Origin of the sequence: Aerococcus viridans (assembly GCF_001543285.1) — a bacterium.
Classification (GTDB): Bacteria; Bacillota; Bacilli; order Lactobacillales; family Aerococcaceae; genus Aerococcus; species Aerococcus viridans.
In genome coordinates this window covers 618,072-630,376 of the sequence record NZ_CP014164.1, presented here as the reverse complement: position 1 = coordinate 630,376, position 12,305 = coordinate 618,072, and the positions used below count along the sequence as shown (strand labels likewise).

12 protein-coding genes are annotated in these 12,305 nt (G+C 41.3%); 1 reads left to right on the top strand and 11 read right to left on the bottom strand.

From position 1 onward, the window contains the following. Positions 1-9 precede the first annotated feature (9 nt). The 6 genes from AWM76_RS10805 to AWM76_RS03055 all read right to left on the bottom strand — a co-directional run bounded on the left by AWM76_RS10805 (position 10) and on the right by AWM76_RS03055 (position 5,565). Entirely contained in the window at positions 10-162 is a 153-nt protein-coding gene (locus AWM76_RS10805) for a hypothetical protein (protein WP_158320207.1), read from the bottom strand. Between the two features lie 370 nt (positions 163-532). Next, the gene (locus AWM76_RS03075; RefSeq protein WP_003141592.1) at positions 533-1,123 is read right to left on the bottom strand and encodes a uracil-DNA glycosylase family protein; all 591 of its coding nucleotides are present in this window, start codon (positions 1,121-1,123) and stop codon (positions 533-535) included. Positions 1,124-1,144: 21 nt separating this feature from the next. Continuing rightward, positions 1,145-1,963 carry an ADP-ribosylglycohydrolase family protein gene (locus AWM76_RS03070; protein ID WP_003141593.1) on the bottom strand — a complete coding sequence of 273 codons (819 nt, stop codon included), beginning with the start codon at positions 1,961-1,963 and terminating at the stop codon, positions 1,145-1,147. Between the two features lie 144 nt (positions 1,964-2,107). Beyond that, complete coding sequence (locus tag AWM76_RS03065; RefSeq protein WP_003141594.1) at positions 2,108-3,910, bottom strand: M3 family oligoendopeptidase; 1,803 nt, start codon at positions 3,908-3,910, stop codon at positions 2,108-2,110. 415 nt (positions 3,911-4,325) lie between these two features. Next, positions 4,326-4,508 (bottom strand): hypothetical protein, encoded by a 183-nt coding sequence (locus AWM76_RS03060; RefSeq protein WP_003141595.1) that lies wholly within the window; start codon positions 4,506-4,508, stop codon positions 4,326-4,328. Between the two features lie 49 nt (positions 4,509-4,557). Continuing rightward, entirely contained in the window at positions 4,558-5,565 is a 1,008-nt protein-coding gene (locus tag AWM76_RS03055) for a nucleoid-associated protein (protein ID WP_039934968.1), read from the bottom strand. Positions 5,566-5,697: 132 nt separating this feature from the next. Here AWM76_RS03055 and AWM76_RS03050 point away from each other — a divergent pair, with 132 nt between their 5' ends. After that, positions 5,698-7,008 (top strand): alkaline phosphatase, encoded by a 1,311-nt coding sequence (locus AWM76_RS03050; protein WP_003141597.1) that lies wholly within the window; start codon positions 5,698-5,700, stop codon positions 7,006-7,008. Between the two features lie 56 nt (positions 7,009-7,064). Here AWM76_RS03050 and AWM76_RS03045 read toward each other — a convergent pair whose 3' ends face one another. The 5 genes from AWM76_RS03045 to ytpR all read right to left on the bottom strand — a co-directional run bounded on the left by AWM76_RS03045 (position 7,065) and on the right by ytpR (position 12,020). Next, positions 7,065-7,967, bottom strand: coding sequence for a UTP--glucose-1-phosphate uridylyltransferase (locus AWM76_RS03045; protein WP_003141598.1), 903 nt, complete (start codon positions 7,965-7,967; stop codon positions 7,065-7,067). A gap of 97 nt (positions 7,968-8,064) precedes the next feature. Beyond that, positions 8,065-9,042, bottom strand: a complete 978-nt coding sequence (locus AWM76_RS03040; RefSeq protein WP_003141599.1) for a magnesium transporter CorA family protein — start codon at positions 9,040-9,042, stop codon at positions 8,065-8,067. Between the two features lie 81 nt (positions 9,043-9,123). Beyond that, entirely contained in the window at positions 9,124-10,467 is a 1,344-nt protein-coding gene (gene murC, locus AWM76_RS03035; protein WP_003141600.1) for a UDP-N-acetylmuramate--L-alanine ligase, read from the bottom strand. Beyond that, positions 10,460-11,326: a hypothetical protein gene (locus AWM76_RS03030; protein WP_003141601.1), complete on the bottom strand. Its 867-nt coding sequence runs from the start codon at positions 11,324-11,326 to the stop codon at positions 10,460-10,462. The genes murC and AWM76_RS03030 overlap by 8 nt, the downstream gene beginning before the upstream one ends. Positions 11,327-11,384: 58 nt before the next feature. Beyond that, complete coding sequence (ytpR, locus tag AWM76_RS03025; protein ID WP_039934972.1) at positions 11,385-12,020, bottom strand: YtpR family tRNA-binding protein; 636 nt, start codon at positions 12,018-12,020, stop codon at positions 11,385-11,387. Positions 12,021-12,305: the final 285 nt, after the last annotated feature.

The following is a 12,305-nucleotide window of genomic DNA, read 5'->3' as shown; positions in this document are numbered from 1 at the left end:
TGTAATGAATTACACGGTTTTCTCAAGGGGCGACTTTAAATAAAACAAGGGAAATAATGTTGCTGTGATAACTAAGGAATAAGCTGAATTCCCTGTATCCTGTATAACCCACGACCATTCTTCTTTGGTGTAACCCCAAAATTTTTTACCTATCTCTGCCATGACTTGCCTCCGTATTTTTATTTTTGTTGATGGTAGTTGTAAACCGCTAATTCAACAATTAAGTCATAAGGAATTTCTGAATCATAGGGAAATTGTAAGGTCCCTTGCCTGACCCAAGAGCTGCCCCCCTTGTCCTCAAAAGTAAGAATCGTTTTCGGGAAGGGATAAATCCCAAGGTACACTTGTTGCTCCCGTAGTGGGTAACCATCTTCTTGTCAAAAAGGGTTTGCATGCCATAGAAAATTTTCTCCTGACAAGCTGGTAATACCGACGCTAGCTTATGTCATAACTTCATTAAAATGGCTTGGACATTATCTGCATGATCTGCAATATAGTCATCGATCGCTTCTACCTGGTCAATTACCTAATCCTACTTGATATACGTCTGTATCATCTCTTTAAAATCAGGTAGTACATCTGTTTCAAACCAAGGATTCTTCTTCATCCACCTTTGGTTTAAAGGGGACGGATGGACCAGGGGAAAATATTCTGGTAAATAGTCCTTGTAATGTTTAACTGTTTCGGTCAGGTTTTTCTGCCGGTCTTTTCCCAAATAGTGTTTCTGTGAATAATTACCAATCAAGATAATGGTTTCTATATTGGGCATTTCCTTTAGAATTTGCGGGTGAAACTTGTCTGCGAATCCCTTTCTTGGTGGTTTGTCCCCCGTTTTGGCCTTGCCTGGATAATAGAAATCCATAGGTAACTGGGCAATCATATCAGTTTTATAGAATAGATCCCTAGAAATCCCCATCCAATTTCTTAACCGGTCTCCCGACTGGTCATTCCAGAAAAGCTGCGTCTCCTCTACTTTCTTACCAGGTGCTTGGCCGATAATGGCAATCCGGGCATTTTTTGAAGCATAGAAAACGGGTTCAATCCCGCGGTCGGTATAGTCCTTGTTATAAGGATCGTCAATAATTTCTTGTTTGATTTCGTCAAAAATGGTCGAATGAGTCATAAAAATCACATATTCCTTTCTCTAGCCAACGAATGATTGCCATCTAGTTAAAATCGCCCTTAGATCATCCGGCAAATAGGTCAATGTTTTAACCACCATATCATCCGGCACGTCTTGGTAATAAGCGGAAGCAATGGCCCCAGCCATGGAGGCGATTGTATCTGAATCTCCGCCCACTGATATGGCATTCCGGATGACATCTTCAAAAGAATCCCCTTCTAAAAAGGCTTGGAAGGCGACTGGGATTGACCCAGCGCAAGAAACGTCAAATCGGTAAGTTGGGCGTATTTCATCCAAGGTCAAATCAAGTGGATAATAGCTCGTCATTTTGTCAGCAATCAGATCTTTATCTGTCTGACTTTTAGCTGTTGCAATCACGCCTGCCAATGCATTAGCACCTAAATAACCGTCTTCAGAATTGTGGGAAATGCCGGTAATGACCCTTGCCAAATGTTCCCGGTCCTGGTCACTTAAATCTAAGTCGCCTATAGGTCCAATCCGCATGGCTGCCCCGTTTCCATAAGAACCGTAAGGCTTGGGGTCAACAGTCCGTAACCATTTAGAAAAGTTTAGACCATACCCTGCCAACGGATAAGTCTGGCCTAATTTTTGCATAGATGCAATGGCCAAGGCTTCAATAGCTGCATTGTCTTGGCCCAAAACCAATTTCTGCGCTGCCACGTCCATGATAGCGTCAGCGACCGCTAAAGTCATGACCGTGTCGTCAGTAAAATGGTTCTTTTCTGTAAAAAATTCAAAGTCTTTATTTTTGTGGTTATGCCGTTCAAAACGAGACCCCACCACATCGCCAATAACGGTGCCAATAACCGCGGTTGTCATTTTCCCACCTCCTTAAATTTCACAAAGATAGTAATTGATTTCAATATTAGGTCAATTATAGCACGCAAAGTTTGTGCATATTGTAAAAAGCAGGTAAAGGAAATGTATCCCTACCTGCTTTTAGAAACTTATTTATATATTCAATTAAACTAAATCTTCCGACTCAGCTAAGAATTCTTTCACGTCTGCTGCCGCTAAATCGATGGCTGCTTGCCAGAAATCTGGCTTAGTTAGGTCAGCGCCTAAATGTTTCATGGCCAATTCTTCAGTGGTCATCCGTCCTGTATCTTTCAATAAGGCGATGTAACGCTCTTCAAATCCTTCTGGTGCTTTCAAGTATTCCGCATAGATACCTAAACTAAACATGTAGCCGAATGTATATGGGAAGTTATAGAATGGCACGTCATCAATGAAGAAGTGCAGCTTGCTAGCCCAGAAATGTGGGTGTAAGTCATTAATGGCGCCACCAAAGGCTTCTTCTTGAGCTTGGGTCATCAATTCGTTCAAGCGACTTTCTGATACAAAACCGTCTTGACGCTCAGTGTAAAAGGCTGTTTCAAATAAGAAACGAGACCGGATATTCATGAACATCGCGATGGCATTTTCCATTTTCGCGTTCAATAATTGTAGGCGCTCTGACTTACTTTTGGCTTGTTTTAAATTAGCGTTAGCTACAATTGTTTCTGCAAAAGTCGACGCTGTTTCCGCAACATTCATCGCATAAGCTTGGTTAGACGGTGCTTCACTGGTTAACACATCAGAGTGGAAGGCGTGGCCCAATTCGTGGGCCAAGGTTGATGTATCGTTTCTTGAGCCTGTAAAGGTCATAAAGATACGGGTCTCATCTTCATTGATGGTTTCTGTACAGTAACCACCTGGACGCTTGCCGGGACGGTCTTCTGCTTCAATCCACCGCTTGTCTATAGCTGATTGGGCGAAGTCCGCTAGCTTGTCCCCAAATGTTCTGAAGTTTTCCACCACAAAGTCCGCCGCCTCATCATAAGTGAAGGTCGTTGGTTTGGTGTCTTCGAAATCTAATGGTGCATCAACATCTTGCCAGTTCAAAGTTTCTAAACCAAGTAAAGCCTTTTTCCGGTTTAAAAATTGGACAAAGGTATCTTTATTAGCTGCAACAGCTTGCCACATAGCTTCCACAGTTTCCCCTTTAATACGGTTATATTCTAGAGGTTCTTCCATGAAATCATTGTATCCATGAGCTTTTTGAGTGGTTAAACGGTAGCCAGCCAAGTGGTTTAAGATATCAGCGAAGACTGGACCGTATTGGGCAAAAGTTTCTTCCCAAGCAGCGAAAATTTTCGCCCGGTTTTCAGGATTTGGGTCAGCGTACATGTTGTTCATGGCCTGACCCACTGAATAATCGTGGTGGCCGTCATCTAAATCGACCGAAATCGTCATCACTGAAGCCGTCGTAGAATAAGTATTTGACCAACCAGATAAGCCGTCAATTTGTAATTCTGACAAAAGGGCTTCCGCTTGATCATCTAATAAGCGTTTCGCATCGCGACGGTCTTCCTCAAGGGTGAAGGCAATTTCAGCCAAGCGTGGTTCCGCTAAAAAGTCCTGAAATTCGGCATCGCTTAGGGTCGCCAATTGTTTGTCTAACCCTTTGCGGGCAATTTCATAAGCCTGGTTTAAAGTCGCCACCTTATTAATCGCTGCCGAAGCGGCCTCGTCACGCATGTCTGCGTCAGATGCCATTTGGGCGTAGGTTATTAAAGTAGTGAAGTGGTTTAAGTATTGGTCAGCTTGATCAATAATATCCGCAAAAGTTGCTGGTGCGCCTGTTGCATTGATATCAAATGCCTGCATGTCTTTGATTAAGGCATCTCGTTTTTGGACTAGGGTTTCTAGGGCCTCTTGAAAGGCATTCCCTGTCACTCCGCCTTGATACATGGCGTCTAAATCCCAAGTGTCATTATATTTCATTAAAAAACCCTCTCCTCTTGTTTGTTTTCGCTATCGTTATTCTTTCCTATTTTACTCTTGATTGCAGTTTGATTCAAATCATTCAGAATATATAGTACACATCGACCTTTGGCTTACACTTTACCTATCATTGCCTTAAAATCAGTATGTGATGTATAGCGTCTAGACAGGAGATACTAGACAAATAGTGCCGTATCATAGTGTGACGTCGGCCTTACACCTTAGAAACCGAACAATTACTGTAAGTAATTAGCGTAATTTGGGAAGCATCGGAAGGGTTTGGCTTTTGTGAAACAGCCGTCGGAACGCAGTGACATACGGATGTCTATGCGTAAGAAGAGCTCGATATTAAGACTATTGTTAGATTAGGTAAAAAGGTCACGAACATCAATTCGCGACCTTTTATAATGCCTACTTATTTTTTACGTTTCTTTTCTAGTTCCATGACAAAACCAACGATGATGATAGCCGCGAAGATGAAGCGGAATGGCGTTTGGAATTGTTCTGGGTTTGCTACTGTTAATATCGTGATCATATAAACCACGAAGAAGACAATTAGGGCGGCACGCCAACCTAAGTCTTTGAATTTTTGCCACATATAGGTAAACCTTTCTAATGTTATCCGTCATTTAGACAATGGTGGTAGTCTAGAACATGTTTTTGATTTTTTCGATATTTTTAATTTCGACTGACAGTGTGCCATCCGGGTTGTTTTTGATTTCAACCACTTCTGGGTCATTAAACAAGTCTAAGGGAATAGATAATTCAATTCCGTTTTCAAACTTGAATTTTTGGCGTTGCATGTTGTTCCCTAAAAGTTCCGGCATATAAGGTGTTTCATCAGCCAAACCTTGTTCCTTGGTTTCTTCAAAGTAGGCTTGTTTTCGGGAGAAATTATCCCCGTACATGACTTCAGCAATCGCTTGGTTATCAATCGCTTGTGTTTCATGAATAGTGTCATACAGGATTTGTTTTACCTCGGCCAGGTCTTGATAGTCATCTTCCCCAAATTTCTTGGCGGTTTTAGCGATAGCTTTTTTGATGATGTTCACTGATTCTTTCATACTTGGGTTGGTTTGGATATCCAAGAAGATTTCACTTAGATAGTTAATCCGCTCCCCGTATTCTTCGATCAGATGTTTCTTCTCAATTAAGAAGTACTCTTCTGTATCGATGCAGTATAAGAATCCTTCGTCGATAGCTTGGGTTGGGCTAGGCAGAATGGCGCGGTTGATAATCAGGTCATTTTTCAAGTTGTCCTGGTCATACTCTACGTAGTGGGTGTAGGATTCGTTGTGGTTTAACTTGAACATGCCGATAAAATAGGCTTCGTCTAGCCAGAATCCTGTCCACAGTAAATCTGCTGGTTTGATATCCGGGTTTAATTTTGTGAAATTGAAAAAACGGTTGGTCAGTTTTTGTGTGCCATGTAGGAAGTTTTCCGCTTGATTCATGCCTACTAAAATTTTCTTAGCTGGACTTCTATCAGGTAGCTTGCCTACTTTTTGCTGTGCCGTATACATGATTTTAGTTATCATTTTGTCAATATATTCAATCATATATTGCTCTTTATGGTCTAAAAGTGTCTGTGATAAGACCGCTTCGTTGGTGTTGGTATCAAAGATATGTAAAACTGCGGCATCAATCCGTAACATGTCGTATCCCTCTTTCTTTAGCATTCCTTTCTATTTTAACTTATAATAGCCTTGTAGGATAGAAAAGATGGTATTGATTTGAAAAAACGCATCAATATGACAAGTGATTACTGAAAGGAAGCAGCATAAATTATGGTAGCTAGTAATGAGCAATTTCCCCACCAACCGAAGAACATTATTTTCATGGTGTCCGACGGGATGAGCGTTTCACTCGCCTCAGCCTACCGGGAATACCTTCATCAAGATGTTGGTCACTTTAGAAACCCAAGCATCTTTAACCAATACTTGGTTGGCCAACAATCCACTTATTCCTTTGATCCTTGGGCGACGATTACCGATTCTGCCGCCTCTTCAACAGCCATGGCGACTGGCGTCAAAACCATGAATGGCGTCATTGGCCTAGACAAACAATTGAGCCGGGTAGACTCTGCTTTAGAGATTGCCAAATTGAACAATAAAAATACAGGGATTGTCGTGACCGCTGAAATCAGCCACGCAACGCCTGCAGGTTTTGCGGCCCATGTAGAAAGCCGCTTAGATTATTTTGATATTGCTGACCAATACTTAGACGATACTATTGAAGGCAAGCAAAAAATTGACGTCATGCTCGGTGGCGGTCGTAAACATTTTATCCGCCCAGACCGAAATTTAGCTCAGGAATTTGAAAATCTTGGCTATGATATCGTTCATACTAAGCATGAACTATTTAATTCCCATAACCCACAAGTCCTTGGCTTATTCTCCGAATTTGGGATTCCAATGGCCATTGATCGTTGGTCAAATGTGACCCCTAGTCTTGGTGAAATGGTCCATTCTGCCATCCGCCGATTGGATACGAGTGATGAAGGATTCTTCCTAATGGTTGAAGGGAGTCAAATTGACTGGGCTGCCCACCATAAAGATGTGGTTGGGATCATGAGTGAAATTGATGATTTCGCCGGTGCCTTTCAAGTGGCTATCGATTTCGCCAAGCAAGACGGAGATACCCTTGTCATTGCAACGTCTGACCATGCGACAGGTGGGATGACTATGGGGGCTAATAATATCGATTCTTGGTTGCCTGACTATATTCGAAAAGTCAAAGCAACTCCTCAACACATTGCTGAGCTGACCCAAGAAACTAATGACTGGGTTGAAGTGATTCGTCGTAACATCCAATTTGAATTATCTTCTACTGAGAAAAACCAGTTACGGTCTATCTACCATACTTATGTCTATACTTACGAAGAAAAGGTCAGCCGCTTGACCCAAGCCATTCGAGATATTGTAGACCGCCGTTCTAATACGGGCTGGACAACAGGTAACCATACGGGTGAAGACGTCAATGTCTATGCTTATGGACCCGGGTCTGACTACTTTAGAGGCTGGCATGAAAATGCTGAAACCGGCCAACTATTGAAAATATTAGCCGCTGGCTTATCACCAGATGACGATAATTATTAAAATATTGAAAAAAGCAGTAGCGCGATTGAAGTCGCGCTACTGCTTTTTAAGTTCTATTATTTCAATGTTGGGATAATATCATTTTTCAAGTATTCACGGAAACCGTCTGCTGTTTCTTCGTGACGTAAGGCGAATTGAATGCTGGCTTTTAGTAAACCTAATGGTTCGCCAACTTCATACCATTCACCTTGATAATCATAGGCTTTTAACTTGTCGCCTTTAGCTAAGTGATTGATGGCATCTGTTAATTCAAGCTCACCTGAGAAGGAATTTTCAGGAATAGCTTCGATGGCATCGAAAATTTCTGGTGGTAAAATATAACGACCAATCGCCGCTAATTTTTCTTCGGTTTCATTTTGCGGTTTTTCTTCAAACTTATCGATATTGTAGATACCCGCTTCACCGTTACCAGAAGTCGTCATAATTCCGTAAGAAGACATTTCTTTAGCTGGAATAGTTGCACCGGCAACCAATACCGCATCATCATCTAGGTGGTCTTGGTAGCGATCCATCATTTGTTTTGATAATGGTTTTTCACCTGGCGCACTCACCGTGATGTCGTCTCCTAATAATAATAAGAAGGGTTCGTCACCAACAAATGATTTTGCTTGGTAAATAGCGTCCCCTAACCCTTTTGGATGGTGCTGACGTTTGAATTGAATATTCAATAATGACGTGTCTTCAACCATCTTCAACAGCTTATCTTTGTGTTTTTGCTTCAAGTTGTCTTCTAAATCAAAGTTTGCATCAAAATGGTCTTCTACTGAACGTTTGTTACGTCCGGTAATAATTAAAATCTCTTCAATACCACTTTCAATTGCCTCTTCAACAATAAACTGAATGGATGGTTTATCTAAGATTGGAATAATCTCTTTCGCCATCGCTTTAGTCGCTGGTAAGAAACGCGTTCCTAAACCACCAGCTGGAATTACTGCTTTTTTAATCTGTTGTTTAGCCATAATAGCCTCCTTGATTATACTGTCTTTATCTTAGCATAATTTACTTTCAACTAGGAAGGTAAACGGTTGTTTTTCAAAAAAATTATAATCCGAGCCATCATTTAAACAGATTGATCCGGTCAATAATAAAATAAATAATAACCGACAAGATAATCGAACCAACTAAAATAATGGAAAAACCGTGGACATTATCTTCAAGGGGTAAAGCCACGTTCATCCCCCAAAGACCTGCTGTAATCGTCGGCACGGTCATAATAATGGTGATAACCGTTAGCCGTTTCATGACATCGTTCAAGTTATTTGAAATGACATTCGACAGCATATCGTTCAGTTTATCAATGACCGCCATGTCGTTTTCAATCATGGTTACTGCCTGGTTCATCTCGATTTGTACTCTATTAAGGACCCTTTCGTGGTAGCGAGTATCATTTTCCAATTGGTTAATGTATTGGTTAATCCGGCTCAAAGTGTTGGCGTTATTATGGACCGCGGTGGATAAGTAAACGAGACCCTTGTTGATGTTGATTAAGGCATAAGACACGTTGTTTTTAGTAGAATGACGAGCCTCCTCCTCAGCTTGCTTAATCAAGCCATGCATTATGGTGACCGCATCGATATGGGCCTGAGCCACCTCATAAAACATGTACATGACAAAGGCGTAGGCAGAGGTCATCGGAAAGTCAGAAGGAAAATTTAACCGCTGGATATCCAACATAAAAGGCAAGTTGGTATGGTTCATAAAAGTCATCACCAAATCCTGCCCCATGACAATCACTAGTGGGGCTGTATGATAGGTATTCTCGCTAATTACCTCATGACCATAGGGATACTGGATAATGATATAGGTAAATAGGTCCCCGGCATCATTTCGGTAATACTCAATCCAAGACGTTTCAAACTGGTCATAGACATACTCCCCGAAATGGACTGGCAAGTGGTAGTCTTCAATCACCTGTCGCACTTCCCCCTTATCCGGATTTTCATAATGCAACCAGGTTAATTCCTTGACTTCATTGGCCAAGTCATCTTGAAATCGGTCCTCTTGGTCAAACTGAATCACTTTTCGGTAAACCATCTAATTCTCCTCCAAACGCCTATATAGACCTTTCTCTTCACAAAAAGGCCAGCACAAAGCCGACCTTTCAATACTTTTATTCTAGTGGATAGTTGATTGGCTGTCTGCCAATAGGTCTTCATAAGCGTAAGCGAACTTCATGATATCGCCAGCACCCATAAAGATCATGACTGCATCATCATAGTCTAATAATGGTGATACATTTTCCAATGGTAATACTTGAACAGGTTTTGTTACCTTGTTAGCTAGGTCAGAAACAGACACTTGCTTGTTGTCTTTCTCACGCGCAGAAGCGAAAATTTCGCATAAGTATACGTCATCTGACAAGTCCAAAGCACCCGCAAATTCGTCCATTAAAGCGATGGTACGGCTGAAAGTATGTGGTTGGAAGACAGAAACAATCTTCTTGTTCGGGTATTTTTGCCGGGCAGCATTTATCGTCGCTTTAATTTCTGATGGATGGTGAGCATAGTCATCAATTAAAGTCATATCGCCAATTTTCTTCTCAGAGAAACGACGTTTAACCCCACCAAAAGTACGTAATTCTTCCGCAACACGGTCTGCTGGGAAGTTTTCGAGGTAGCAGAAACCAATGACAGATAAGGCATTCATCACATTGTGTTCACCGAATGTTGGAATGTCAAAATGACCATAGAATTCACCCATTACATGCACATCAAAATGAGACCCATCAGTAGCTAGATCAACATTTGAAGCCACAATATGGTTGTCACCACCTTCAAGCCCGTAGTACCAAACATCTATGTCAGATTGGTCAGCAAATTGACGTAAGTAAGCATCGCCACCGTATGCAATCACTTTTTTCTTCACTTGGTGGGCGAAAGTTGTATTCGCTGCAAATACTTGATCAATGTTTTCATAGTAGTCAGGGTGGTCAAAATCGATATTAGTAAAAATCGCGTAGTCTGGGTGGTAAGCTAAGAAATGTTTACGGTATTCGTCCGCTTCTAATACAAAGTATTCAGCGTCTTCTTGACCAGCACCAGTACCATCACCGATTAGGAAGTTTGTTGGATGTAAACCACGCATCACGTGTGCCATCAAACCAGTGGTAGAAGTTTTCCCGTGAGAACCAGTAATCGCTACACTAGTGTAGTCTTTGATTAATTCACCAAGGAAGAAATGGTAGCGCATCACGTCAAGACCTAATTCTTTCGCACGGACAACTTCAGGATGGTCATCGCCAAAAGCGTTGCCGCAAATGATAAACATACCTTCTTGGATGTTGTCAGCGTTAAAAGGTAGTAATTCAATACCAGCTTTTTCTAAACCCCGTTGGGTAAAGAAGTAAGTTTCTTGGTCTGAACCCTGAACCTTGTAGCCCATATTATGCAAGATTAAGGCTAAGGCACTCATACCTGATCCTTTGATCCCTGTGAAGTGATACGTTAATTCTTTATTCATGCTCGTTAAAATCTCCATTTCCTCGATTAGATTGCGCTTGTTTATTTTTTAAATATGGGGTCGATGATGGCTTTTCCTGGCCTGGAAAATAGGAATAATGCCCCGACTTAGCTTGTTTTCCTGGCTGGTTAAAACTTACTCCTGGTTCATCTGCCATAATACTCTGCAGACCACGGTTTAAATGCCCTCGTTTAGGGACAGTGGCCCTTGCAGGCATGTTTTCAGAAACCGGTGTTGCTTGCCGTTTTTCTGGGAATCCTTTAGGTTGAGAAACCGCCTCTTCAAAATGAAAATGGCTGCGTTTGGATGACCGAGCAGCCTTGGCATCTTGACGGTTACTGGTCCAATTTGTCGGCAAATCATTCGGTTGAAAAGGTCTGCGGAATTGGTAATCTTGATATTCCTGCAACTCTTGACGTAAACGGTCCAATTTTTGTTGGCGTTTGTCGTCCACAGAGGCCGCTTTAAAGACCTCTTGCACCCCTGAATCTTCGACTGGTCTTGTGGTGTCCCGTTCCTCATTGTTGGCGTAGTTAAAATGCCCATATGAGGGTTGGTAGCGGTGATTATGATCTTTTTCGGCTAGATAATAGTCCATCTGCTGACGGTCGTCTCCTTGACCCTCTCTTTGATAGGTCTTTTTAGGCGGAATTTGCCGTCCAGAAGACTGGTCCTCCCCCTGGTTATACCAGTTCATGTAATTGGGGAAAGTAATTGGATTGTCATTTTTCTCGTGTAACAAAGAATCATTCTCCTTATGGTAAAATGGGACAAATTGTTTAAGCTGATTTGCGGACTTCTCTTCAAATCGCTGCCATTTATCCTTAGAATGTCTCAGTTTGTCATGATCTCGACTCAACTACTCACCCCCAACACAATACATGTATAGTTTGCCTAATCAGAACGTATAATATCTGCTAAGCGTCAACGAAATGTTCACTGTTAATTTTATCAAATGAAGTCCCAACTGGCACGTCATTTTTAATTTCAAGGATACCTTTTCGTACATGTTCAGGGTCGACACCTAATTCAAATGCAGAAGTTAACATACCGTAGCTTGAAACGCCACGCAGTTCACCTTCCCAAATCACTTGACCATTTGGCATTACAGCACCTGGTAAAGCCGCTACTACAAACATCCCTTCTCGGACATTTGGCGCACCACAAACAATTTGAACAACCTCATCTGGACTAATTTTGGTTTGCGTAATATGCAAGTGGTCAGAACCTTCTAAATCCTTCACTTCTAAAACCTCAGCCACGACTAAACGCGGATTATCATCGAAAGGAATAGTATCAAAACCTTGTTCATATAAGGATTGGTTGATTAAGTCTAATTGTGTTTGACTTAAATGAACACGTCCCTTTCCTTCAATTTGAATCATCTTAGAAATATTTTGGATGTTGTAACCCATTGTTTCTTTCGTTTCATTATTGAAAATACGCGTCACATCTCCAACTGTTGTAGTCGCAATACGGTCTCTCGTTAATGTCCCTTTGGAAAACATGATAACGTCACCGACACCATCTCGATTATATATACTAATCCACATATTCGTTAAAATCCCCTTCATATTTCTTTTTTAAAATAAATTTAAGTAAAACTTACGACATAAACCAATAAAAAAGCCTAGTCATCAACTAGACCGGTAATGTCCTATTAAAACGTAGAATATTCTACTCGATTATATACTCCTAGTCATAAAAGTGCAAATAATAATAGACTGTGAAAAATAATCATTTTCCCCGACAGCCAAGCCTTTCCACCATGGCATAAATGGTTCCGCCATCATTTGAAATCACTTCACAAAATCAAATCCACTATAACAACAAAACAA